The organism is Ferrimonas sp., assembly GCF_048263965.1.
In the GTDB taxonomy this organism is placed as follows: Bacteria; Pseudomonadota; Gammaproteobacteria; order Enterobacterales; family Shewanellaceae; genus Ferrimonas.
On sequence record NZ_JBLXDO010000007.1, the window covers coordinates 57,491 to 81,598 of the forward strand.

At 54.0% G+C, this 24,108-nt stretch carries 22 protein-coding genes; 14 read left to right on the plus strand and 8 right to left on the minus strand.

The annotated features are described in order from the left end of the window. Positions 1–28: 28 nt before the first annotated feature. Positions 29–1,492 (minus strand): cardiolipin synthase, encoded by a 1,464-nt coding sequence (cls, locus tag ACN0RV_RS08380; RefSeq protein WP_417347181.1) that lies wholly within the window; start codon positions 1,490–1,492, stop codon positions 29–31. Positions 1,493–1,892: 400 nt separating this feature from the next. Here cls and ACN0RV_RS08385 point away from each other — a divergent pair, with 400 nt between their 5' ends. The 8 genes from ACN0RV_RS08385 (at position 1,893) to ACN0RV_RS08420 (ending at position 10,101) form a co-directional block, all read left to right on the plus strand. Beyond that, positions 1,893–2,570, plus strand: coding sequence for a response regulator transcription factor (locus tag ACN0RV_RS08385; RefSeq protein WP_417347182.1), 678 nt, complete (start codon positions 1,893–1,895; stop codon positions 2,568–2,570). Beyond that, positions 2,560–3,813: a sensor histidine kinase gene (locus ACN0RV_RS08390; protein WP_417347183.1), complete on the plus strand. Its 1,254-nt coding sequence runs from the start codon at positions 2,560–2,562 to the stop codon at positions 3,811–3,813. Before ACN0RV_RS08385 ends, ACN0RV_RS08390 begins: the two co-directional genes overlap by 11 nt. A 272-nt stretch (positions 3,814–4,085) precedes the next feature. Further along, on the plus strand, positions 4,086–6,293 hold the full coding sequence (locus ACN0RV_RS08395) for a molybdopterin-dependent oxidoreductase (protein WP_417347184.1): 2,208 nt from the start codon (positions 4,086–4,088) through the stop codon (positions 6,291–6,293). A 9-nt stretch (positions 6,294–6,302) separates the two neighbouring features. After that, positions 6,303–6,848, plus strand: coding sequence for a 4Fe-4S dicluster domain-containing protein (locus ACN0RV_RS08400; protein ID WP_417347185.1), 546 nt, complete (start codon positions 6,303–6,305; stop codon positions 6,846–6,848). Beyond that, a complete protein-coding gene (locus tag ACN0RV_RS08405) occupies positions 6,848–7,450 on the plus strand; it encodes a TorD/DmsD family molecular chaperone (protein WP_417347186.1) in 603 nt (200 codons plus the stop codon). Before ACN0RV_RS08400 ends, ACN0RV_RS08405 begins: the two co-directional genes overlap by 1 nt. Before the next feature lie 12 nt (positions 7,451–7,462). After that, positions 7,463–8,416, plus strand: a complete 954-nt coding sequence (locus ACN0RV_RS08410) for a formate dehydrogenase subunit gamma (protein ID WP_417347187.1) — start codon at positions 7,463–7,465, stop codon at positions 8,414–8,416. Positions 8,417–8,502: 86 nt separating this feature from the next. Then, positions 8,503–9,624 (plus strand): hypothetical protein, encoded by a 1,122-nt coding sequence (locus tag ACN0RV_RS08415; protein ID WP_417347188.1) that lies wholly within the window; start codon positions 8,503–8,505, stop codon positions 9,622–9,624. A gap of 87 nt (positions 9,625–9,711) precedes the next feature. Then, positions 9,712–10,101 (plus strand): LysR family transcriptional regulator, encoded by a 390-nt coding sequence (locus ACN0RV_RS08420; protein WP_417347189.1) that lies wholly within the window; start codon positions 9,712–9,714, stop codon positions 10,099–10,101. Here the strand turns inward: ACN0RV_RS08420 and ACN0RV_RS08425 are convergent. After that, on the minus strand, positions 10,053–10,907 hold the full coding sequence (locus ACN0RV_RS08425; protein ID WP_417347190.1) for an endonuclease/exonuclease/phosphatase family protein: 855 nt from the start codon (positions 10,905–10,907) through the stop codon (positions 10,053–10,055). The two genes, ACN0RV_RS08420 and ACN0RV_RS08425, sit on opposite strands and share 49 nt — an antisense overlap. 60 nt (positions 10,908–10,967) lie before the next feature. Continuing rightward, entirely contained in the window at positions 10,968–11,816 is an 849-nt protein-coding gene (locus tag ACN0RV_RS08430) for a helix-turn-helix domain-containing protein (RefSeq protein WP_417347191.1), read from the minus strand. 136 nt (positions 11,817–11,952) lie between these two features. Here ACN0RV_RS08430 and ACN0RV_RS08435 point away from each other — a divergent pair, with 136 nt between their 5' ends. Beyond that, complete coding sequence (locus ACN0RV_RS08435; protein ID WP_417347192.1) at positions 11,953–13,941, plus strand: SDR family oxidoreductase; 1,989 nt, start codon at positions 11,953–11,955, stop codon at positions 13,939–13,941. A gap of 136 nt (positions 13,942–14,077) precedes the next feature. Then, on the plus strand, positions 14,078–15,202 hold the full coding sequence (locus ACN0RV_RS08440) for a M14-type cytosolic carboxypeptidase (protein ID WP_417347193.1): 1,125 nt from the start codon (positions 14,078–14,080) through the stop codon (positions 15,200–15,202). A gap of 235 nt (positions 15,203–15,437) precedes the next feature. Here ACN0RV_RS08440 and ACN0RV_RS08445 read toward each other — a convergent pair whose 3' ends face one another. From ACN0RV_RS08445 to ACN0RV_RS08460, 4 genes are all read right to left on the minus strand, one after another. Next, the gene (locus ACN0RV_RS08445; RefSeq protein WP_417347194.1) at positions 15,438–16,001 is read right to left on the minus strand and encodes a carboxymuconolactone decarboxylase family protein; all 564 of its coding nucleotides are present in this window, start codon (positions 15,999–16,001) and stop codon (positions 15,438–15,440) included. A 13-nt stretch (positions 16,002–16,014) separates the two neighbouring features. Continuing rightward, entirely contained in the window at positions 16,015–16,599 is a 585-nt protein-coding gene (locus ACN0RV_RS08450; RefSeq protein ID WP_417347195.1) for an NAD(P)H-dependent oxidoreductase, read from the minus strand. Between the two features lie 148 nt (positions 16,600–16,747). After that, the gene (locus tag ACN0RV_RS08455) at positions 16,748–17,461 is read right to left on the minus strand and encodes a glutathione S-transferase family protein (RefSeq protein WP_417347284.1); all 714 of its coding nucleotides are present in this window, start codon (positions 17,459–17,461) and stop codon (positions 16,748–16,750) included. 78 nt (positions 17,462–17,539) lie between these two features. Beyond that, the gene (locus ACN0RV_RS08460; protein WP_417347196.1) at positions 17,540–17,908 is read right to left on the minus strand and encodes a hypothetical protein; all 369 of its coding nucleotides are present in this window, start codon (positions 17,906–17,908) and stop codon (positions 17,540–17,542) included. Positions 17,909–18,090: 182 nt separating this feature from the next. Between ACN0RV_RS08460 and ACN0RV_RS08465 the strand changes: the two genes are divergently transcribed. The 4 genes from ACN0RV_RS08465 (at position 18,091) to ACN0RV_RS08480 (ending at position 22,676) form a co-directional block, all read left to right on the plus strand. Next, positions 18,091–18,447 (plus strand): winged helix-turn-helix transcriptional regulator, encoded by a 357-nt coding sequence (locus ACN0RV_RS08465; protein WP_417347197.1) that lies wholly within the window; start codon positions 18,091–18,093, stop codon positions 18,445–18,447. Positions 18,448–19,231: 784 nt separating this feature from the next. After that, positions 19,232–20,269, plus strand: coding sequence for a tetratricopeptide repeat protein (locus ACN0RV_RS08470; RefSeq protein WP_417347198.1), 1,038 nt, complete (start codon positions 19,232–19,234; stop codon positions 20,267–20,269). 561 nt (positions 20,270–20,830) lie between these two features. Next, a complete protein-coding gene (locus tag ACN0RV_RS08475) occupies positions 20,831–21,880 on the plus strand; it encodes a hypothetical protein (protein ID WP_417347199.1) in 1,050 nt (349 codons plus the stop codon). A 295-nt stretch (positions 21,881–22,175) separates the two neighbouring features. After that, entirely contained in the window at positions 22,176–22,676 is a 501-nt protein-coding gene (locus ACN0RV_RS08480) for a hypothetical protein (RefSeq protein ID WP_417347200.1), read from the plus strand. 918 nt (positions 22,677–23,594) lie between these two features. Here the strand turns inward: ACN0RV_RS08480 and ACN0RV_RS08485 are convergent. Further along, positions 23,595–23,795: a hypothetical protein gene (locus ACN0RV_RS08485; RefSeq protein WP_417347201.1), complete on the minus strand. Its 201-nt coding sequence runs from the start codon at positions 23,793–23,795 to the stop codon at positions 23,595–23,597. Positions 23,796–24,108 lie beyond the last annotated feature (313 nt).

A 24,108-nucleotide genomic window follows, 5' to 3' on the forward strand; every position in this document is an offset into this window, starting at 1 on the left:
TGGTTGGTGGTTTGCTCTTAGAGCTCTTTCAGAGCAGAGGGGCAAAGGTGTAGAAAAACTGCTCCACCAGCTTCTTCCACATCGGCCGTTCCGCCCAGCGAACCCCATCCAGCCGATGGCTTTGATCCAGATAGCGTTGCAACAGGTCGCCGAGGTTGTGACAAAACTCAGGGTCATCCACCGCCAGCGATACCTCGGAATTGAGCAGCAGGCTGCGAATGTCCAGGTTCACCGTGCCGATGATGCAGTGGTCATCATCAATCAGCATCGACTTGGTGTGCAGCAGGCCGCCGTTGAAACGGTAGATCACCACCCCGGAGCGCAGCAGTTCGGAGAAGAAGGCACGGCTGGCCCACTCCACCATGAAGGAGTCGTTCTTGTCTGGGATGATCAGTTTGACCTCGACGCCACTCTGGGCGGCGGTGCGCAGGGCGTCCACCAGCTGCTCGCTGGGCACAAAGTAGGGGGAGGTCAGCACTATGCTCTTGCGGGCATGGTAGATGGAGAGCAACAGCACCTGCTGAATCAGGTTGTCCGGCAGCCCCTGGCCTGAGGGGATCACCTGCACCGAGTGGCTGGCGTGGCTGTGGTCCGGCTTGGCCTGCAGCCGCTCCGGATCCATCTCCTCCAGGGTGCGCAGCCCGGTTTCATACTCCCAGTCCCAGGCCTGTAGCGCCTTGAGCGACAGCACCGACGGGCCGGTGATGCGTACCATGATGTCGATCCATTCCCCCACGCCGGAGGACTGCTTGAAGTAGCGGCTGTCCACCAGGTTCATGGAGCCGGTATAGGCGATCTCCTGGTCGATCACCACGATTTTGCGGTGCTGACGCAGGTCCATTCTTCTGAGGAACATCCGCAAGGGGTTCACGCCCAGGGCTTTGACGATTTCAATGCCGGCGGACTCCATCTTGTAGGCCCACAGGCTGTTGAAGAAGTCGCGGCTGCCGGCACCGTCGAGCAGCACCCTCACCTGAACCCCCCGCTGGCGGGCTTCAATCAGCGCATCGGCCACTTCGTTGGCCAGGCCTCCCGGATGCCAGATGTAGAACTCCAGGTGCACCGAGCTCTTGGCGTTGTGGATGTCGACGATGATGCGGCGCAGGATCTCCTGGCAGTTCTCGATCAGCTCCAGATCATTGCCCATCAGGGCGGGAATCCCCAGACGGCGCAGACTCAATTCGTGCAGGGGGCGAGCGTGAGGGCCCTTGGTCTTACCCACCTCGGCGGCATGTTGCAGCTTCTGGTACCACTGCTGGAAGGGGATGGTCATGGCGCCCACCCGGCGTTTGCGGTGTTTGCCTATGTTCATCTCGCCAAACAGCAGATAGACGATGACGCCGAACAGGGGAATGATGTAGACGAGCAGCATCCAGGCCAGGGAGACCCCGAAGGGGCGGCGCTTAAGAACGATGCGCAGGGTGACACCAGCCACCAGAATCCAGTAGCCGGCAACCAGTGCCAGGGTTACGAACTGATAAAACTGACTCACATCGTCTGCTAAGTGGCGGTTATGTGTAGCAAATATACATCCAAAACAGGGGGATGTCCCAGTTACTTTGTGACAAAGCCTAACCGAGCATGACGAGAGCGATAGTGAAGCTTCGAAGGTCACATTTTCGAGGCGGAATCTGGTTTTGTGACTCAACCCCAAAAAGCTGTAATACAACGATGAGTTCGAATGGTGTTCTGTGATCCATGTGGAAGCGAACCGGCCCCCTTTAAAAGAAGATTTTCATTTTCCGCGACCAGTTCTGTGTGAATAAACCCGCAAGAAATTCATTTTCCTTTTCACGGTTAATCAGCATTTACCAGACCTTTACCTGAGGTTGGGTAACGTGCCGTCACAGAGATTGAGTCATCAATAGAAAATTGAACATGTCGAGGTATATATGGTGGAAGTTCTACTGGTCGAGGACGACTTGGATCTGGCCTCAACAGTAATGGACTACTTCGATATTAAGGGGTTCAGTTGCGACCACGCCATTCATGGTCAGGCCGCGCTTAACCTTGCCCAGGAAAACGCCTATGGCGTTATCGTCCTGGACATCAATCTCCCCAAAATAAATGGATTCGATGTGTGCCGCACCCTGAGAGAGCTGGGCGCCGACACCCCCATTTTGATGCTGACGTCCAAATCCAGCCTGGAAGACAAGCTAGAGGGGTTCGACAGCGGGGCCGACGACTACCTGGTGAAGCCGTTCGCCATGCAGGAGCTGGCGGCCCGCATCAAGGCCCTCAGCGGTCGGCGTAGCGGTCAGGCCAAGCATAAGCAGTTTGGCGCCCTGATGGTGGACAGCAACAGCAAGGCCGCCTCCATCGAAGGGGAATTGCTGAAGCTGTCGCCCACAGAGTTCAGCATCCTGGAGTGCCTGGTGGCTCATGCCCCGGACTCGGTCTCCAGGGAGCACATTCAGCAGATGTTGTGGAGCGATGAGCTACCGGAAACCGACTGCCTCAAGGTGCACATCTACAAGATCCGTAAGGAGCTGGCACGCCTGGGGCAGGGCGACACGTTGCACACCATCAAAGGGTTTGGTTTTGCCCTGAGGGCTGGCAATGAAGATTAGTCGCAGCGTCAAACTCTATCTGTGCCTGTCGATGCTGGCCCTGGGAGTCAGTTTGGCCGGGGTGGCCTCCTCCTTCAGCGCTTACTACTACGTGCTGGGGATGGACGCGGAACTCAGAAGTACCATGGTGCTGGCTTCAGACATCGATGGCGTGGCAGATGGCCAGCCGAAAGAGACCTTCGGTTTCGTGGTGGCCAGTCGCTGGCAGGACATTCCCCAGGGCATTCGCAGCCAGTTTGCCCGGGAGCCGGTGGGGCAGTATGAGCTGAAGAAGGTGGTGTCTGACCGCAGTATGTTTCGTCACCCCGAAGCGGGCTACTACGCCCTGCTGTCGATGAATGACCAGGGGGAAAAGCGCTATGTGGCCAAGGAGTTTAAGAGTTTTGTGCCCAAGCGACTCTGTCCTGAGGATTACGACCAGTTTAACGAGATCATGCTGTTTGGACTGATGGTATTCCTGTTCTTCTCCCTGTCCCTGGCTCTGGCGTTCAACGCCCTGGCCAAGCCGGTTGAGCGCCTGATCCAGTGGGCGGGCAGCCTGCGGGAGGGGCGTTACGACGTACCGGAACAGGGATTTAAGTTTAAGGAGCTGGACAACCTGGCTCAGCTGCTCAGTCACAACATCGAGCAGGCTCACAACAGTGTGCAGCGGGAGAAGGAGTTTCTGGATTACTCCAGTCACGAGTTGCGCACGCCTCTGGCGACCATTGCCAGCAATATCGAACTGCTGGAGCTGTGGAATGAGATGGATGAAGCCAAGCAAAAGAGTGTCCGTCACCGGCTGGAGCGTGCCTCCAACACCATGTCGGCCCTGACCAATACCCTGTTGTGGCTGACCAAGGACAACTACACCAAGCTGTCCATCGAGACCTTCAAACTCGACAAGTTGGTGGAAGAGGTGGCCAATGAGAACCGCTACCTGCTGGAGGGGCGTCAGACGACGCTCTCCATAAAGACTCATCCTCAGGAGGTGCACGCTCATCAGGAGGCGTGCCGGATGGTGCTGAACAACATGATACGTAACGCCTATCAGCATACCACCAACGGCAGCATCGAGATTACCCAACAGGGCTCTTGCGTGCGATGCCTGAACGCCAACGAAGAGGCGATGACCTTAAGTTGTCAGGACGTGGGCTTTGGCCTGGGTCTAAAGCTGATACGCAAAATCACCGCGGCCATGAATTGGAGCTTTACAGAGAAGAAGCATGACTTTGGTCGCAGTGTATCGGTTTCAATAAATTAATTTTGGGAGTTTGTTTCTTGTCATCGTGATGGAAATAAACCCTGCGCTTTATTTCATCAAAGCCGTTGTCTTTTCAACATTGGTGAAATGGTAATGAGTATCAAGAGTATTTACTGGCCTGGCGGATCCCCAGGAGAGAGAGTGGAAGAGGGAATTTTCCATTCTGTCACTCCAGTTTTGGTCGCAACTTAGCCTGAATATAAGGACGAATAAAAAGCCATAAATAAACAGTGCACCCTTTATTGGATCAAAATTTTTTGGACGAGATGAATATGAAATTAGACAGACGAAGCTTTCTTCAGGGCGTCGGTGCGGCTGGTGCCACTGCGTCCCTGAGCGGTCTGATGCCAGGGAAGGTGAATGCCCGGGTCAGAGGCGAAAACCGTGACATCATGGCCAAGCGCCAGGGTGACATCGTTTACCACAGCTGCCTGCGTAACTGTGCCGACCGTTGCCTGCTGAAGTTTACCGTACAGAACGGTCGGGCCACCTACGTGGAAGGCGCCGCCGAGCAGCGTAAGACCGGTACCTGTCCCTGCGTGAAGGGGATGACCTACATCCAGTACACCTACTCGCCGGATCGTATCCTGCACCCCATGGAGCGAGTGGGCCCCAAGGGCAGCGGCAAATGGCGTCGTATCACCTGGGATGACGCTTACGCCAAGATCTCTGAGCGCTTCAAGTCGATCATTGAAGAGCATGGCTCCCAGGCGATCCTGCCCTACAGCTACTCCGGTAATTATGGTGCCATCGGCATGTACGGTGCGTCCGAGCGTTTCTTCAATAAGATCAACGCTCGCTTCCTGGACCGTTACGTCTGTGCCTACTCCGGCTCTTACGGCGTGATGTCTGCCCTTGGGACCTCCAACGGCCCGGATCCAGAGGACTCCGTTTACTCCGACCTGTACATCTCTCACGGTTGGAACGAAGCGGCGACCAACGTCCACTACCTGAAGTACATCAACATCGCCCGCGACAAAGGTTGCAAGGTGATCGTGGTGAACCCGATCCGCACGCCTCTGGCCTCCCAGGCGGATCTGCACATTCAGCTGCGTCCTGGCACCGACGTGCACTTCTTCGCCGCGGTGATGAAGTACATGATCGACAATGATCTGCACGACAAAGCCTACATCGATGCCAACACCAAGGACTTCGACGCCCTGGTCGAGCAGCTGAAAACTGTCTCTATCGACGAATGCCTGCGCATCAGCAACGTGAGCCGTGAAGACTTGATGGAGTTCGTCAAGATCTACACCGAGGCCAAGCTGGCCCACTGGCGTCTGGGTTACGGCATCGTGCGCAACTACACCGGGGGGCGTATCGCCCGTGCCGCCTGTCTGCTGCATGCCGTGGGTGGTCATTATGGCAAGATCGGTAACGGTCTCTCCTACGACAACATGCAAGCCTGGGGCTGTGGCGACCACGATAAGGTTCGCGCCAAGCACTTGCGTACCAATCACGATGTGGGTCACGTGAACATCACCGAACTGGCCAAAGCGCTGGATCCGGTTAACCCCACCGCCTACGACAAGCCCTGCGATCCGGTGAAGGCGATGCTGTTCTACAACGGCAACCCTGCGGCCATGGCCCCTGACGTGAACAAGGTGCTGGAGCACATGAAGCGCGAAGACCTGTTCGTTGTGGGCTTCGACTTCAACATGCACGACTCCATGGATGTGTGCGACATCATCCTGCCGGCGGCCACCCAGTTTGAAACCTCCGACATCATCGGTTCCTACGGCTTCTTCGACCTACAGGTGTGTGATCAGGTGATTGAGCCTCTGGGCGAGTCTAAGAGTAACTGGACCTTCTTCAGTGAGCTGGCCAAGGCGATGGGCTACACCGACCCTGAGTTCGATGAGACCAACGACGACATGATCCGTCAGTTCATGAGCTCCGACAGCCCGCACCTGGTGAACGCCAACATCGATTACGATCGCATCATGAAAGAGAAGTTCATCAAGGTCTGGGAGCAGCGTCCCTTCCTGGGTGACGGCAAGTTTGGCACCGAGAGTGGCAAGATTGAATTCAAATCCAAGTACATGGAGAAGAAGCACTTCCACCCCGTACTGGACCTGGGTCAGGTAGAAGATTGGATGATCCCTGAGGAGCGCAACCTGCCGTTCCGCATGGTCAGCCCGGCGGTGATTCAGCGGATGAACTGCGAGTTCTACAACGTGAAGTACATCCGTAACTTCCCTGCGTACACCGTCACCATCAACCCCAAAGATGCGGTCGCTCGCGGCATCAAGGACAACGACAAGGTTCGGGTGTTCAACCACAGGGGTGAAATCTTCCTGACCGCAGTGGTCAGCGACCAGGTGGATACCGGTGTGGTTCTGACGGTGAAGAACAACCTGCGCCGCTTCAACCCCAATGGCAGTCAGACCTGCACCAATATGCTGACCACAGATCGTCTGGCGGATCTGGGGGGCTGCTCCGCGTACCACTCCACCAACGTGGACATTCAAAAGGCTTAAGGAATCATCATGGAAAACAAACACCAACTTGGCTTTGTCTTCAGACAGGAGAACTGCGTCGGCTGTGGCGGCTGCAGCGTGGCCTGTCAGATCCACAACGAGCTGCCAGAGAATGTTCGCTTCCGTAAGGTGGACCGTTACGAGGTGAAGACCGGTAAAGGCACTAAGGATGTATGGCTGAGCCACTCCTGCATGCACTGCCAAAACCCCGCCTGTCTGATGGTGTGTCCGGCGAAAGCCTACACCCTGCGTCACGACGGCCTGGTGGTTCTGGACCGGGATCTGTGTACCGGTTGTGGTCTGTGTGAACAGGCCTGCCCATACGACGCGGTCACCATGCTGGAAACCGACGGCAAGGCGATCAAGTGCAACATGTGTATCGAGCTGATTGAGAAAGGCAAAAAGCCCGCCTGTGTGGATGGTTGCCCGGTCAAGTGCCTGGATATGGACAACGTTGCCCAGGTCCTGCAGGACCCAAGCGCCAGCAAAGAGGGCATTGGCTACGGCGACTGCCTGACTAAACCCAACATGGTCATCATCAGGAAGCGCACCTAATGGAAGCCGGCAATAACCTCAGAGCCTCCGGGTTCTACGTATTCAAATCGCTGTTCTTTGGTATCCAAAACCAGGATCTGCAGAACCTGATTGAGTATCTGAAACTGTTCAAGCCTGACAGTGAGCTTATCGAAGTGGCCTCTGCCCACCTGGCAGAACCCGAAGAGCTTGAGGTGGAGTACAACCGCCTCTGTGTCGGTCCCTACAAACTGGTGGCGCCGCCTTACGAGTCGGTCTACATGGGACCCACCCGTGAAACCTTTACCGAGGTCACCGACCGGGTACTGCTTTGCTATCAGGAGCTGGGGCTAATGGCGGACGGCAGCCGAGGTGAGCCGGCAGACTTCTTTGGTAATGAGATCGAGTTCCTCTATGTCCTGCACGCCAGGCTTCTGGAGGAGGGCGAGGCCGCAGTCCCGGAGATTCAGGCGCTGATGCAGCGTTTTCTGAACGACCACCTGGGCTGCTGGTACAAGCGCTTCCTTGAGGACATCCGCAGCCACAGCCGCCAGAGATTCTGGCAGCTGGCGGCGGACGAGATTGAGGCACTCATCGACTCAACCATCACTGCATCCAAGGAGCTGGGCCAAGGCGCAGCTTAAGAGGACGAAACAATGAAACGATACATCACTGCACTGTTAGTGCTGCTGGCCAGTGTCTCTGCGTCAGCCACAGAGGAGGGGGTGCTCAAGCCTCAGGCCTGGAACGAAATGAACGAAGTGATCGTTCAGGGTGACATTCCTGAAATTCAGGGCATTGCCACCGCGCCTGTGCTGTTCACCCCTGAGCAGCCATCCACCAGCGTGGACACCGCGGCCCTGGCCGTATGGGCTGGCGGGGAAGGCTGGAGCAACCTGCTGCTGGGCGGCATCGTGGCCACCATCGCCCTGTTCACTCTGTTCACCATGATCAATGGCAGCGTTAAGTTGGACAAGGGCTTCTCCGGCGTGAAGATTTTCCGCTGGTCCAAAGCGGACATCATCTTCCACTGGGTTGGTGCCCTGTCTTGCCTGGGTCTGCTGGTTACCGGCATTGCCATCGCCAGCGGCCGCTTCCTGTTTGCCGACATGATGGGCAGTCACAACTGGGGCAACTTCATCCAGAGCATGGTGTCCAGCCACAACTGGATGGCCTTCCCCTTCATCCTGGGTTGGGCGGTGATGGTGCTCAAGTGGGGCAGTAAGCAGTTCCCTGAGAAGGGCGACATGGCCTGGTTCCGCGCCCTGGGTGGTTACATCAACAATGGCAAGGGCAAGCACCCCGATGCGGGCTTTGCCAACGCCGGTGAGAAGCTGTGGTTTTGGGCCTTCACCCTGTTCGGCGGTGTGCTGGTATTCAGCGGCCTGGCGATGATGTTCCCCGAGTTGTTCGGCTTCGACAAGGGTGCCATGAACTGGATGCTGGTTCTGCACATGGTCGGTGCCGGTATCGTGGGTGTCTTTGCTGTAGTGCACATCTTCATGGCAACCCTGATCTCCGAGGGTGGCATGGAAGCCATGGTGACTGGCTACTGCGACGAGAACTGGGCTAAGCAGCACCACAATCTCTGGTACAAGAGCCTGCGCTAGTTCGCCGACGCGCGACCTACCGCGCACCTTCTAGATGTGGGGGCCAGCCGGCCCCCAAATTAACCACTCAAATACAGGATTTGGTCATGAAGCACTTCTTTATGACACGGGTTAGCTGTGCCTGCGCTCTGGCGCTGGCCGCACCCCTGGCCCCCGCGCACGCCGGCGAGGGCATCGATCTGGGCGGCATTGTTCGCGCCAACTATAAGTACATCGACTACAGCGAAGCCTCCAAAGACAAAGGCGGTGACTTCGCCTTCGAGATGCTCTCCCTGAAAACCTCCGGAGAGATCAACGGCATTGGTCTGTTTGTGGATTACCGCTTCTACGACGGCTACGACACCGCTCGCTACGCCTACGCCACCTATCAGCTGAACGACAGCTGGACCCTCAACGGCGGTCTGGCCAAGGTGCCCTTTGGCAACCCGGGCTACATCTCCAACAGCTTCTGGTTTGGTGTGCCTTACTACCTGGGCTTCGAAGATGACTACGACATGGGGGTCACCGGCAGCTATGTGGCCGGCGACCTGACCCTGGATCTGGGCTTTTTCAAGAACGCCGAGTACTCCGCCACCAACAATCAGCGCTACTCCGTCGACCTGTTCCGCGGTGAAGTGAACGGAAACCGCTACAGCGTGGAAGAGGCCAACCAGCTGAACCTGCGCGGAGCCTACCGCCTGACCTCTGGCGATCTGAAAGCGGTGCTGGGTGCCTCTGTGGAAGTGGGCCAGGTGTATGACGCCGACAGCGGCGATACCGGCAACCGCCACGCCTATGCGGTGCACGCGGATCTGACCCTGAACCGCTGGAACCTGATGCTGCAGTACATGGGCTATCAGTTTGACACCCTGTCTGACGACCTGCCCGACACCATGGCAGTGTCTGCCAGTGGCTGGCAGTACGAAGTGGCTGCCGAGGCGCAGATTGTCAGCGCCAATCTGGCGTACACCATCCCCTTCGACTGGGGCAGCGTCAAACTGTACAACGACTATGGCGTGCTGATCAGCGACACCGACAACGCCAAGTTCGAGGACAGCATCCAGAACGTCACCGGTATGGCCATTGCCGCCGGTCCCACCTACACCTATGTGGACTTCATTACCGGCAAGAACATGGTCTACTCCGGCACCAACAATCATGTGGGTCTGGCGCAGACAGATTCCGGCTGGGATTACCGCATCAACATCAACTTTGGCTACTACTTCTAAGCCTTAGCCGACAACAAAGCACCATCCTCAATTGCCCCGCCGATTCGGCGGGGCCCTTTTGGACGACACACCGGGGTGAGTAGCCGTATGAATCTAAAGGAACTGGACCTGCAGACACTGACCATCTTCTGTGAGCTGCATCGTCGGGGCAGTGCCACGGAGGTGGCGCAAAAGATGGGGCTGAGCAATTCCAGGGTGAGCCGCAGATTGAGCGTACTCAGAGAGCTGTTTCAGGATGAGTTGTTTGTCCGTCGCAACCACACTCTGGTTGCCACCGGCCGGGCCAAAGACCTGCTGCCGCTGTGCCAGCAGATGCTGGACAACTTCAAGCAGATGGCAGGGCTGTGTACCGAACCGGCGCAGAAAGCGCCCAGCCACAGTGGCCGTCGCGCCTACGTGGGGTATGACATCGGTGGGTTGTTTCTGTCTCAGCCGCAGACCGGGCTGTACTCGAATTCCACCAGCAGCGGAGTGTGATCAGAACTGGTGAACTCGCTGAGCACCCGGCTGCTGTCGGCAACGGGTGTCAGCTGGCAGCTGTAGAGGATGTGATCCAGCGGTTGTCCAAGAAACTGCTTTATCTCAGACTTTTCCTTGTCACTGAACTGCACCTGCTTCAGACCCTGGCGACCGGCCAGGGCGGTCAACAGCTTCTGCCTTTGGGATGACCAGGTGTTGAAGTCGCCGGCGAAGATCACCGGCCCCTGATGCTCGGCGATGCGTTTTTCCAGGTTATCCAGTTGCTGGCGGTAATCACTGCTGGTCACAAAGTTGATGCCGTGGATGTTCACCAACATCAGGCTCTGCTGCTCATCCAGGGCCACCTGGGTCAGCAGCGCGGCCTTGGGAGTGTGGGTGATGGGCTCTGCCGGGGTGGTAAGCTTCAGTCGGGCGCTGAGTATGGGGCTGCCGGTCAGGCTCATTACCCCGGACTGGCTGCCGTCCCGCTGCTGCAGGTTGGCACCGAAGGCGTAGTGGTAGGGCGCCAGCTCAGGGGCGATGGTCGGGTCGACGTTCACTTCCTGCAGCGCCAGCAGATCCGGGGTGTAGTCATGCTGCATCCGGGCAAACTCCTGCTGCCACTGGGGCTGGCCCAGCTGCTTATGGATGTTCCAGGAGATCAGCGAGAAGCGATGGGGCAGGGGTGCGGGCGCATCGGTGGCGGCGGTGGCCGCGGGCACCACCCAGGCCTGGGTGCCCGGCGGCGGCGCCGAGGGGCAGCCGCTCAATCCCAAGGAGAGCAGGGCCGCAGTGGCCAGTGACAGTGCAATGTGTTGTTTCACCCAAACCCTCCAGAAGTTGCGCCAACAAAGCGTCTATGATCGCTCCTGGCGAGGATTTGGTCAATAGGGCAGCAATGGATGGTCGGCGTCGCAGCGCGATACCAGCTCTTCCCATTTGGGATCGCAGCAATGTTCCTTGGGAAAGATGGCGTGAATCATTAGCTTGGGCTCAGACACAAAACTGGTGGCGCCAACGGTATGAAAGACGTGCATCCATTGTTCCACTCCGCGCCCGGGAAATTCCGTGGTGGTCACAAAGCCTGTCACGTTCATCTGCTTGGAGCCGCGCTTGCGCCAGTCTTTGGGCACCGACTTCTCCTGAAGCACCCTTTGTAGCAACTGACTGGCCCAGGGGTCCTGGTACATCAGGATGTCTTGCTGCAGGGTCATCAGCAGGGCACAGATGGTGTCCTCCCAGCCAATCAGAAAGGGTTTGAACCCCTGCTCGGTGAAGATGAGATCCACCATATTGAAGCTGTCTTTGGCGGCGGTGATGGGGGTGAAACGCTTGATCAGGGTCAGCATGCCGCGGTTGATCATCCTGGCGCTGCCGTACTGGTCGATGATCATCGCCGGAAAGGGATCGAAACCGCGCAAGGTGGCAATCAGCGATTGGCGTAGCCAGTGGTGTTCGTGGGAGTCGGGTTTGAGGGTAAAGCTGGTGGGGGCGTATCCGGCGGAGGCGAGCAGGTTGTTGGTCTCTCTGACGTTGAGCTCGAGCAGCTCCGCCAGTTTCTCCACCAGCTCCTGGCCAGGCAGGGATTTCCCCGTCTCCAGGAAGCTGATGTGTCTGAGCGACGAACCCACCTTGTGGGCCAGAGTCTCCTGACTCAACCCCCGGGTTTTTCGCCAAAATTTCAGTAGTCTCCCAAAGGCGCCTTTGGGCATGGTCAGTTCCGCCTCATGCATCATCAATCCTTTTTATCCGTTGATGCAAAAACCATCACATTTTCTACAGTCAATATTACCTCGGAGGTAATAGATAGACCACTAACTTACCGTCATTATTATAAAAGTCATTATCTACGGATGGAGATAGGCGGGTATGAGTTACTTTGTTACTGGCGGTACTGGTTTCATTGGAAAGTACATTTTGGCCAACCTGGCCAAGCGGAAAGGTGAGATTTTTATCCTGGTGCGGGAGGGCACTGAGGACAAGTTTAAAGAGAACTGCGAACTGCTGCATCTCGACCCCAGCAGGTTCACCATCATCATGGGCGAACTGGCTGAGCCCATGCTCGGTGTCAGCGACGTCGACAAAGAGAAGATTTACGGTAAGGTCACCGAATTTATCCACTGCGCGGCGATGTATGACATCACTGCGTCTGCCCAGCTCAACCACGACATCAACGTGGGAGGCACCAGAGAAGCCCTGGCCCTGGCCAAGTTTGCCGGCGCCAAATGCTTCAACCACCTCAGCTCCATCGCCGTTGCCGGCTTCTACCAGGGCGTATTCAACGAGCACATGTTCGAGCAGGGCGTTGGCCTGGATGTGAACCCCTACCTCAAGACCAAGTACGACTCCGAAGCCCTGGTGCGAGAGCAGGAGGAGATGGAGTACCGTATCTTCCGGCCCTCCATGGTCATCGGCCACTCCAAGACCGGTGAAATTGATAAGGTCGACGGCCCCTACTACCTGTTCAAGACCCTGCAGAAGTTGCGCAACATTCTGCCCAGTTGGATTCCGGCCATCGGCATCAAGGGTGGTGAGTTCAACATGGTGCCCGTGGACTACGTGGCCAATGCCATCGACCACATAGTCAATACCCCAGAGACCCAGGGTCAGTGCTTCCACCTGATTGACTCTGCCGGGGTGAAGATGATTGAGGCGCTGGACGTGTTTTCCCAGGCCGCCCACGGCTCACGCCTGTCTGCGGGCATCAGCCCCGGTCTGCTGGACTTCATCCCTGCGCCCATGCGCGGCGCCTTGCTGACCCTGCCTACCGTGCGTCATTTGATTGACCAGACTCTGGCCAGCCTCAAGGTGCCGAAAGAGGCGCTCAAGCTGCTGGATCTCAAAACCAAGTTTGACGACTCCAACACCCGCAAAGCCCTGGCGGGTACCGACATCGCCGCACCGCCTCTGCGCGATTACGCCGGTGTGGTGTGGGATTACTGGGAGCGCAACCTGGATCCCAATCGCATGGGCAGCCGCACCCTGGAGCAGCACATCGAAGGCAAGGTGGCGGTGGTCACCGGCGCCAGCTCCGGCATTGGTCGCGCCCTGGCCATTCGTCTGGCCAGCGCCGGTGCCAAGGTGATGTTGGTGGCCCGTGGCATGGACGAACTGAAGGTGGTGGAGCAGGAGATCCTGGCCGAGGGCGGTGAAGCCTACAGCTACAACTGCGACCTCAATGATCTGGAGCTGTGTGACCAGGTGATTGACCGCATCCATGAGGAGCATGGCACGGTGGATCTGCTGGTGAACAACGCCGGTCGTTCCATTCGCCGTTCGTTGCAACTGACCTACGACCGCTTCCACGACTTTGAGCGCACTATGCAGTTGAACTACTTCTCGCCGGTGCGCCTGACCATGCGGGCTCTGCCCAAGATGGTGGAAGCTGGTGGCGCCCACGTCATCAACATCTCCACCATTGCCGTGCTCGGAGGCAGTGCCCCGCGCTTCTCCGCTTACGTGGCCTCCAAGGCGGCGCTGGATGCCTGGTCCAAGTCCGCCGGTGCCGAGTATCGGGAGCACAACGTGGCCTTCACCAACGTGCACATGCCTCTGGTGCGTACGCCGATGATTGAAGCCTCGCCCATGTACAAGTTCGCCCCCACTCTGAGCCCAGATGAAGCAGTGGCGATGATTGAGGAAGCGATTCTTGAGCAGCATGTGGAGGTGAACACCGCCATCGGCAGTGCCATGCGCGCGGCCAACATCCTGGCGCCCAAGCTGTATGAGCTGCTGATGTCCACCACCTACAAGATGTTCCCGGACACCGCCGCAGCTCAGGGTCTGCCCGAGGAGGAGGTGAAGCCCACCCCTGAGCAGGTGGCTCTGGCGGCGCTTATGTCGGGTAACTACCTGTAAATCAGGCAGCAACACTGTTCCACTGAATTGACACCCGATCGCCCCTGGCGGTCGGGTGTCTTGCTGTTGGCACTTTATATCCTGTGTTAGTCTTTCCAGCACTTAAGTAAGTAGGAACCCTCACAGGGACAGTTCAATGAAGATTTTCAGCAACTTTGAAAGTGGCGCCATCAATGTGGTGAAAGCGGAGTCCAAAGACGACATCCAGCTGACCATCCCCAACGACAACCAGTCCGAGTTCTACCAGTGGTTCCATTTCCGTCTGGAATCCCAGGTGGGCGAGGAGCACAGCATAAAGCTGATGAACCTGGCCAAGTCCGCCTACCCTGAAGGCTGGGACAACTATCGGGTGGCCGCCTCCTACGACCGTGAGGAGTGGTTCCGTATCCCCGCCGAGTTCGACGGCGACACCATGAGCTTCAAGGTGACTCCGGAGCACAACTCCATCTACTTCGCCTATTTCGCCCCATACAGCTATGGCCGCCACCAGGACCTGATCCACCACGCCCAGTTGCACCCCGAGTGCACCCTGGAGACCCTGGGTCACACCCTGGACGGCAACGACATGAGCCTGCTGACCATCGGCACCCCGGAGCCCGGCAAGAAGATTGTCTGGGTCATCGGCCGTCAGCACCCCGGCGAGACCATGGCCGAGTGGTTCATCGAAGGCCTGCTCACCCGACTGCTGGACGATGAAGACAGCGTAGGCCGCACCCTGCTGGGCAACTCCGTGTTCTACGTGGTGCCCAACATGAACCCCGATGGCTCCATCCGTGGCCACCTGCGTACCAACGCCATTGGCGTGAACCTCAACCGTGAGTGGGCTGAGCCCTCCATGGAGCGCAGCCCCGAGGTGTTCCTGGTGCGCCAGAAGATGCTGGACACCGGCATCGACATGTTCCTGGATGTTCACGGCGATGAAGCGATTCCCTACAATTTCGTGGCTGGCAGTGAGGGCACTCCCTCCTACGGCGAAGAGCGTAAAGCTCTGGAAGACGCCTTTAAGTCCGCCCTGATGGCCATTACCCCAGAGTTCCAGGACGAGTACGGCTACGACAAGGACAAGCCCCGCGAAGCCAACCTCACCGTAGGCTCCAACTGGGTGGCCGAGCAGTTCGACTGCCTCTCCTACACCGTTGAGATGCCCTTCAAAGACCACGATTTCGCCCCGGACGAAGACTACGGCTGGTCACCCCAGCGCAGCCACCAGTTTGGCCGAGACACCCTGGCCGCAGTGAATGCCGTGATGGGCGAGTTGTAACAGCGATTCGAGACAAACTATGAGAAGGGCTGCCAGTAGGTAGCCCTTTTTCGTGGTTGATGGAGAGAGTACGTGCTGTATTTTTCCTAATGACTGCTTTGGCGCCAAAGGAGTCATCCATGACCTCCGCCAACTCACATTGTGATGATGAGCTTCTCTTACTAAAGATTTGTTAGAGGGGAGTACCTATACCATTTGCTAAGAATCAACCAGTTCGAACATATAATTCTTTAGCTTATCGCTTGGACGGATGAATCCATTCGTATTTCTTAAATGCTGAATCAGTCTCAGTATTAGCAAGCGCATTGGTAAAGTTTGAGATTAGCTTGGCTGCTAGTCCAGTTAATACCTCAAGCGCCTGACGCTTAGTAAACCCGGCTTGAATGAAAGCCTCAAGACGCTCCTGTCCAATATGACCTCTACTATCTAGTAGCGCCTTCGTATAGTCATGCAATGCCTGCAACTTCGGATCTGGAATTTCAGTTCCTTCTCTTAATGCAGTAATCACTTCATCGGGCATCTTAGCTGTTTTCATCATCCAGGTGTGCCCGGGGATACAATAGTGGCAACTGTTCTCATAATTCGCCGTCATGAACACCACCTGCTGCTCCAGAGGAGACAAAGAAGTGCCATTCATAAAGAGACCAAAAGTGTTGTTGTAAGCCTCATAAGTGGCTGGAGCTTCAGCCAGAACTCGATGAAGATTTGGTAGCATACCGAATGCCTTCAACGACCCTTTCACTAGCTCTTGCGACTCTTCTGGAGCGCTCTCTTCATCGTAATAGGTAAAATCAATCATGAGTTCTCACTCCTTAGAAATGGGCTTTGAGGTGGGCATCAAAACGAAGGAAATCAGCTTCGACATTCGCATTCTTCATTACGTCATAACAGGCAAAAGTAGGTAATGAAGACATACCAAAAAACCGGAAGTTACTGTGCATGTGGAACATCAAGTCATCCACACTCTTGCCTTGGAACAGATATTCATCGATATCGTCAAAGGATTCCTGCGGAGCATTAAAGGTCAGCGAGAGCATATATTTCGTATTCGTTCGAGTACCGCCAGTGCCATAATTGCGCTTTGGATCTTCAGAAGAGCGTCCATCAAACTGGCACAATGCCCCTCCCATGCCTGCAGTGAACACCTCATCCATATACTTCTTAAACATCCAGGGAGTGCTCATCCAGTTCACCGGCATCTGTACTATCACCCTGTCTGCCCACTGGAACAATTTCAGTTGCTCTTCGACGTCAACCTGCTCCTGCATGGTCACCATTTCTACCTCATGACCTTTTTCCATCAACTGGATTTTGGCTCGCTCAACCAATGACCCATTCAAACGACCCTCAGAGTAGGGAGATGGTTGGTGGGCATTGATAATCAGTATATTACTCATGGAAGAACACCTTTCTCTTTGATGACTGGACAGTGATCCAGACAATTAACTTACTTACCGTGGGTATGCTATTGTTGGCTGGCAACCTAAGTCAACCAGTATACTTTTAGTAACCTGTCGGGGTACTATTCCGCTCAACATTAAAAACTCAAATATTAGAACGCTTTATTACGTCAGACTTGAAGCGTTCTGCATTTTCCCGCTCCTGAACTTCCACATTCCCCTTACCAAAAAATGCCCAAAATGGCTTAGGAATCGTAAGCGCTCTCTGGGTCGCCTTTCTGGCATCAATTTCATCGAACCAACGATTCAGGTGCTGAAGATCCTCCACCTGTACCTTGGCCCAGTAGAAAGCTCGTGCCCAGGGATAAGTGGCCATATCTGCGATGGTATACTCCCCGCAGGCCAGAAAGCGGCTCTTCGCCAACCTAGCGTTCAGGGCCTCCATCAAGCGACAGCTTTCCTGAACATAACGATCAGTGGCAAAGAGGTTTTCCTCGCCCTGTTTTGCCGCGATACGCTGAAAGTACATCGCTTGCCCCATCATTGGCCCTATTCCACCCATCTGAAACATCAGCCATTGCAAGGTGACAGATCGCTCATCTGGTTTTTGGGGCAGGAACTTTTGGTACTTCTCTGCCAAATACCAGAGGATGGCACCGGACTCGAAGACAACAAAATCGTTGTTGGAACGATCGACTATGGTCGGTATGCGCCCATTGGGGTTGAGTTGCAGATATTCAGGGTGCTTATGTTGTTTCTTGGCAAAGTCGATGTGGGTAAGATCATATTCCACTCCAGCTTCTTCCAAAAAGATAACCGGCTTCCAGCCATTCATAGTTGATGCGGTGTATAAGTGGATATCTTTTGTCGTATATACTTGTCTCCTTTATTAAAAGTCCCTGTGCCTCTTCCTTTCCGGCAGAACCGATCTGCAAAATTACTTTTTACTCTCCACAATGATGGCAATTACTTCCTTGGTGCCCATATTAGTTACCTGGTGAGTCCAGCTTTGATGCCACATCACATGACCATCAGGCACGCTTACTCTAAGATCATCGGCTCCTTTCTGGCGAATCAGCAGATCTCCTCCTTTCTCGAAATACACAGTTTCGTCCCTGTGGGTATGCCAGAGGTCCGCTTCACCGGGTTTAAGCACCATCTTCAACACCTCAATGCTGTCGCTTTCAAGCAACAGTTGGTACTGTTCCGGTGACTCGATATGTGCCGAACCCGGTAGGGTTGTTGCCACTGCGCAGCTAGCACTAAACAAACTGCTAGCCACAGTAGCCCATGGTTTTAGTGTCATCGTTTATCTCCAATCATTTGTGGAACTGCAGCCGTCATGGTCAAAGCCCGGCTGGCCTTTACTTTCATTTTTATGAACATTATGTTACCGTTTCACAATATTCAACCAGTTAACTTTTGGTAACCACCTGTATGATGGCTTCCGGTATGTAACTGCTCTGAATCCTTTGAGAGAGGTGAAATTTGGAAAGCAAAATCAAAACAGACGCCTTTGGTAGAAAGAGGGTCGAAAACGCATGCATGGAGCCATGTGCCATTGAAAAGGGCATGCGAATCATTGGTGGTAAGTGGACCGGTTCTCTGCTGTATCATTTGAAGGATGGGCCAGTACGATTCAATGATCTGACCAGGATGCTGGGGGGCGCCAGCAAAAAAATGATTGATCAAAGGCTCAAAGAGTTGGAATCACGCAACATGGTGATACGAAAGGTTCTAAGTGATCGCCCTATAGCCGTTACCTATGAACTGACCGATTTCGGCCGTTCTGCACTCGATGTACTGGAAGTCATGAGGGAGTGGGCCGAATCAAGCGATCTTTAATCAGCCGTCATCTCCCAGTGAATAGACCCCATCCTAATGGACACTACTCAGCCCCCCAATGACCGGTATGTGGCGTGCGCTGCCCGTCAACCTGGTGGTGACGTCTCACACCCGGTCATCGGTAGCATCAGTGCTCGGTTCGGCGCCAAGACCAGCCTCTCGCGATTTCAATAACTCTGACCCAGAAGGATCTCCACGCATATAATTGGACTATGGTGCGCTGTAGCTCCTCAACGCAGGCATCGGCAGCACGCTGACGCATGCGATGCATGCCGACGGTGACGTTAGAGACGAATCGAGATAGGCCTTGTCTAGCATTCATGGCTTCCTTGTTTTGGTTTTGTTTGGCGACTGATCAGATCGCGAAACGCCATGAATGTTCCCTCCTTTCCCCCTATCTCTTTGTTTAATTTAATAACTTTATGGGGATGCCTCAGACTCTGCCCCCTTTGATCTGAATTGCTCAAACTCAAGCCCTGAGAGGGTCGAGCGGGGCTATGCCGCGGCGAAAGATCGCCACAGACGCTACGCTCACCACCTGGCGGCGCATGGCCGCTCCGCTTCCCCCGGTTCCTTGCCGCGAAACCTGCAGCGCCGCTCAGCTATCTTCATCACTGGGCCGGCGCGTCGTGATTCTTCGGAATCAGGTTACAGACAAAGGACAACCCAAGAACCCAGCCACAATAGAAACAGACACCGAGCATCGCTCCGCTCCAGGGCGTCGTGAGCGCAGAGGTTGCACTGGCCAGGACTTCAACTCCTTAGACAAACCAACAGGGGGGTGATGAATAACCCAGTCTTCGCAAACCGGACCGCCTGTCTGGGCACACTTCTGGTACTCTGGACGGTCGGATGCAGCTCACGCTCCTACATCGACTTCCACGATGAACGGCACGGCCGAGTGATCGCCGAAGCCACGGTAAGACTTGAGGCCAATCCCGAAGATCCCGAGCTGTTCGCCACTCGAGGGCGGGCCTACTTTTGCACGCGGCAATACCACAGGGCGATCACGGATTTCAGCAGGGCCATTGCCCTCGATCCCGACAACGCCAACGCCTACCGGGGACGCGGACGCGCCAGGAGGATCATCGATCATCAGGCGCTTGCCACAGGCGCCATCATCAGCGCTGCCCACCCAGGTTTTGTCGCCGACACCGATAAGGCAAACCGGCTGGATCCGGCGAGATATGAGGCGGAAGTGAACCAGGGATTTGGTTACTTCTCAGAGACAAGCGGCGAGTTTCTCTACCCGATCCGTGGCTACTGTATCGATGGCGTTCAGGAGTTGCGCTTGGGCTCGACGACCGCTAACCAGGCAGCCCAACTCCTTCCCCTCGATCGCTTCACCTCACACGGCGCTAGGCGCTTTCTCGGCAAGCGCTCACAGGCGGAAAAGCCCCGCATCGGCAAAGTGGGGCCGGTGGTCGACAGAGTACGAAGCTTTTATGAGATCGAGAGCGACAGCTTGCCCTCCCCGACCCTGATTTTTGACCAACGGGACCGGCTGGTTGTCATCCGCAATGTCGACTCGATGTTCACCGGCACAGTGGTGGATCGCAACCTGGGAGAAGCTGGCAACGAACGAATGATGCGGATAGAGGCAGAGCGACTCGAGAAGTACCATGCGCTGATGCGAAGCCATCGCTTTACCGAGGTCTATCGGGATGAGAAACATCCCGAGTACGGCGATCGCTACAGTAACAAGACACTGAGGGCGGAGCTCACCCCCTGCGTGATCCTGGATATCACCCTTCCCATCATCCTCAACTCGGGGTTTGTTATATATGACACCGAATACATATATGTCTGCCCAACCAACTAACGCCGGGGCGCAATAGGACAAGGCCGCTTAGTTGCAAACTGCAGAAGGACCAGGGCAAGGCCGTGGTGGCTGCCCTTGGCCATGTTTCAAGGGGTCAGAGTGATCGAAACAATTCAGTGACTGCTCTGTGGTGTCAGGATTCTCTGTGATCTTGTCCGCATAAGGAAGGTGCGCCGGACGCATTGATTAACGCAGTGATAGTGGCGGGTACCGTCCAAGCTGATTTGATGGCTGCTGGCTGCTGGCTGTTGGCTTTAGGCATTGTTCTCGCTCCTTGAGAATGAAAGCTAAGGATAGACATAAAAACTATTGTTACCAACATAATAGATGACCATGGAAGAGTCAGATTACCCCATGATTGTATACTGGCAATCTAAGATTGACGTTTGGAAGTTGAAAAACTACTGTTATTAGTTCCGGTTGTATTAGATGCTAGTAGCTGGTTATGACGAACTTAAAACTTTTACTCGTAACTCCGCAATCGGAATAGTTGAGGTATTTCAAGGGTATATATGTGCCTCTAATATATAAGTGTCGACAATTCACATGGATGTTTGAATTATGAACTTTAAACTTAGTATATTTACCGCCACATTGTTGAGTTGTAACGTATTTGCTGAGGATGCTATTCTTTGTGACAGTTGTACTAGCTATGAAGCTGCAAGAAATCAGGCAGAAAAGTATGCTCCAGAACTTGAGTGTCATAATTCTGGTGGAGGCGATCCTTCGTTTGGCCCTTCAATGACATGCGGTTCTACTGCGAAGAGAATAACACTTGTTAGTTCGTTAAGTGGTGCGACGTACTCCTTTGATGTATATCATGAAAATGTTGAACCATGGAGCGTTGTAGTAAGTACAAAAAGTGTTTCTGCCGACGCAGAATATGTGTTCAGAGAATTGGCTAAGTTTCATAGAACTCTTACAAGTTCTATCAGGGAAGCTGAAAAAGAGGATATTTCCTACTCAAGTCCTAGCCTTTACTCAGCACAAACAGAATCAAACTGTCCTACTGGAACAGCATTAGATACTCTCGCAGATCCAAATAAGTTAGAGCAATTAATGACAAAAATGGAATTGCAAATATCTACAAACTATATGTCACATAACAATAGAGCCAATGTGAATCCACGCGCTTACGCTAGTGGTTATGCTGGCGGTTATAAGGGTTTCTCATATTCTGTAACCCATGAGGCAAGCAGACAAGTGCCTACTTATGTAGAAACTTTCGACTTTTCGGAAAGGCCTAATACCGGGGTGAAGGACAGGCTTGTTTTTCGTGTTGGGACATTTGGAACTGATGAGAACAATATAAAAAGTTTGACGTTTGACCTGATTCCTGATGCATCTAGAGTTGGTGGTTATACTCTGTCTGGGCTTCAGGGGAAGAATGGTACGCTTAAAGTGGATAATGCTTGCATTAGAGAAAAGCTAGATGAATTGGCTCAACAGCAAGCTGTTACTTTGACTGTAACGCCAGTAGGGGGAGGTGGTGGAGTCCCCTCTTTAGGTACACCAGGTGAAACTCTTACTAATCCTACAAAAACGACTTGTAAGATCTATGATTACCGGTCAAGTGGCATGTTGATCGCGAGCTTGCTTGAGTGTGAGTAAAAAAATTTGAAGTTATATGTGTTAACCTTTTTAAGGTAAGCAGGAGTTGTGTTGCTCCTGCTTTTTATTGTCGCCGATTAAATTGCACGATTAACTATTTTTTAATTCGGGTGTGCCGCTCGAAGAATAATGATAATTGGAATGCCCGATAATGAAGAAAACCTATAGTTACAATGGGAAAAGCTGTTTTTTAAAACAAGAATTTACAAGGTCGATGATTTTTCAGGAAAATCATTATATTTAAGCTGTTATCATGGCGCTAGGGGATTCAATCGATTCGAAGAAGGTACGTGTTATGAGAGCCAAAATCATCACGCTGTTGACCAGTCTGCTTTTCTGCAGCACTGCATACAGTCAAGTTGAGCCAGGCAAGGTGTATTCGATAGAAGACATTAAGGCGCTTCATGAAGCGGGGGAGAAGGAACTGGTTGCAGAGATCCTGCCTCCTTTTCGGTTCAGGCAGCCCCAAGGGGCGGTACAGCGTTACAGGAACCACCTTTGGAAGTGCGTTAATAAAGAGCGCCCGGGAATGTGTACGGCAGTCGCTGCGCTCGATATTTCCCCCAAAGAGCTGGAGGCTGCAATGACTGTGCTTAATAAAACAGGGTACGTTGCCGTACCGAAGTACAACATCAAAGCCATGAGCGAGGAGATGTCTTACATGCTGGAGCATGCAGAGGCTCTGGGTGAGCGTATGGTCGGTACCCAGAAGCACTTAAACGATATTATGGTCTCTAACAGTAAAGAGAGTATTGAACTGTTACAGGCCCTGATGAACAAGGGCGGAGAGGATTAGTGGTGGAGCAAGTCAGGTTGTCTTGGCAAGCTATCTGTGTTTCAGGATTAACTTGGCACTGAATTTAAGTAGGACAAGACGCCTTGGTTTTGTCAGTCATTGAAGGGTAGGCGCTAACCGCCGTAGTCCAGTGGTTTTCTTAAGCCTTTTGAATGGAAGTAGAATGAGTTTTTTCAGTAAGAAGCGATTAGCGATTCCCTGCCTTGTTATTCTGGTGTTTTCAGTCTTCGACTTGTTAGTGGCACACAGTGTTGACTTTAGGCATCGAGTTCAATCGGTGTTATGGAACCCTTCGGATGATCTTAAAGCACTTCTGGATTCATTGGACCAAGGGCCATATACCGTTGTAAGCGCCGATATAGGTGAGTACTCACGTTACACAGTAGAACTTCAAACAATTCACTTCTGGTTGACGTATACGCGAAGCGATGACTTCATAGTGCTTTATCACAGTAGTCAGGAGTGGTTATATTTCAGTTCTAAAGAGGGTATCTACGCTTCACCCTATGTCAATATCTTGAAATACCTTGAGCCGCCTATGCTCACAGGTTGTCTTGGCGACTTGGAGGTATCTTATGTCGATACTGACAATCGGATTGATTACCAACCATTCCTTGTCTTGGATGAAGGGGCCTACTTCGTTGGCGTAAATTCTCTTATTGAATCTAAGTTTTCTGAGGGAAGGTGTGCCGTAGTCCGTTGATTTTGGCCTGTGGAACAGCCTCTCCATAGGCGCACTTCCCTAGTCGCTAGGGTTTTGATGCCAGTACTTGTGGTGAATCAATGCTGCCTTTTTGACTAAGGTGAGAGCACAGCGTCAAGACCATCCTGCACGGCGCTGGCCTAAAGGTAGTAATGCATGTGCGACAGAAACGGCTTTGAAAACGGGCTCCAGGGGAGCCCGTTTTTTTATGACTTTTAGTTTGTCTCTGTCGCCAGCCCTCCCTTTTGGTTAAGGTTTTGGTCCTCGCCAAAGTCGGTGTCAAGGTTAGTCGTCGTGTTGGTCTCTTTGGCGATGGTTAAATCGGCACAGGGCTGCACGAACAGCAGCAGGGTGCCTATGACCATGCTGCCCACCAGGGTGATGCTGTTTCGCGCGGCGGCGCCGGTCACCAGCACCAGGGAGCGCCTTTATCAATCTAAGTTGGCCGGAGTAAGGAAAGCCATTATTTCAGGGCCACAGGAGAGACCATCATTATCGGGTAAATACCCTGTTTTCTTTAGGAAGAGAGTAGCGCCGCTTAACCTTGTCTAATTACTTTCAAAAGTCATACGAATATTAGAGTCCAACATTTGGTTTATGCAAAAAATGCATGGGTTGTTCTAGGCGTATTAAATGTCGATGCCCTTATTTTCGTGTCGAAGCATTGAACAAAGAGCCCTGGTCTAAAGCCGCTCCCTGACGGAGATGGCTGGTTTGTCATGGCTTTTT

Coding starts and splice junctions, on each gene's coding strand:
- ACN0RV_RS08385 (WP_417347182.1), top strand. CDS start 1,893: ATGGTGGAAGTTCTACTGGTCGAGGACGACTTGGATCTGGCCTCAACA.
- ACN0RV_RS08390 (WP_417347183.1), top strand. CDS start 2,560: ATGAAGATTAGTCGCAGCGTCAAACTCTATCTGTGCCTGTCGATGCTG.
- ACN0RV_RS08395 (WP_417347184.1), top strand. CDS start 4,086: ATGAAATTAGACAGACGAAGCTTTCTTCAGGGCGTCGGTGCGGCTGGT.
- ACN0RV_RS08400 (WP_417347185.1), top strand. CDS start 6,303: ATGGAAAACAAACACCAACTTGGCTTTGTCTTCAGACAGGAGAACTGC.
- ACN0RV_RS08405 (WP_417347186.1), top strand. CDS start 6,848: ATGGAAGCCGGCAATAACCTCAGAGCCTCCGGGTTCTACGTATTCAAA.
- ACN0RV_RS08410 (WP_417347187.1), top strand. CDS start 7,463: ATGAAACGATACATCACTGCACTGTTAGTGCTGCTGGCCAGTGTCTCT.
- ACN0RV_RS08415 (WP_417347188.1), top strand. CDS start 8,503: ATGAAGCACTTCTTTATGACACGGGTTAGCTGTGCCTGCGCTCTGGCG.
- ACN0RV_RS08420 (WP_417347189.1), top strand. CDS start 9,712: ATGAATCTAAAGGAACTGGACCTGCAGACACTGACCATCTTCTGTGAG.
- ACN0RV_RS08430 (WP_417347191.1), bottom strand. CDS start 11,816: ATGCATGAGGCGGAACTGACCATGCCCAAAGGCGCCTTTGGGAGACTA.
- ACN0RV_RS08435 (WP_417347192.1), top strand. CDS start 11,953: ATGAGTTACTTTGTTACTGGCGGTACTGGTTTCATTGGAAAGTACATT.
- ACN0RV_RS08440 (WP_417347193.1), top strand. CDS start 14,078: ATGAAGATTTTCAGCAACTTTGAAAGTGGCGCCATCAATGTGGTGAAA.
- ACN0RV_RS08445 (WP_417347194.1), bottom strand. CDS start 16,001: ATGATTGATTTTACCTATTACGATGAAGAGAGCGCTCCAGAAGAGTCG.
- ACN0RV_RS08450 (WP_417347195.1), bottom strand. CDS start 16,599: ATGAGTAATATACTGATTATCAATGCCCACCAACCATCTCCCTACTCT.
- ACN0RV_RS08460 (WP_417347196.1), bottom strand. CDS start 17,908: ATGACACTAAAACCATGGGCTACTGTGGCTAGCAGTTTGTTTAGTGCT.
- ACN0RV_RS08470 (WP_417347198.1), top strand. CDS start 19,232: ATGAATAACCCAGTCTTCGCAAACCGGACCGCCTGTCTGGGCACACTT.
- ACN0RV_RS08475 (WP_417347199.1), top strand. CDS start 20,831: ATGAACTTTAAACTTAGTATATTTACCGCCACATTGTTGAGTTGTAAC.
- ACN0RV_RS08480 (WP_417347200.1), top strand. CDS start 22,176: ATGAGAGCCAAAATCATCACGCTGTTGACCAGTCTGCTTTTCTGCAGC.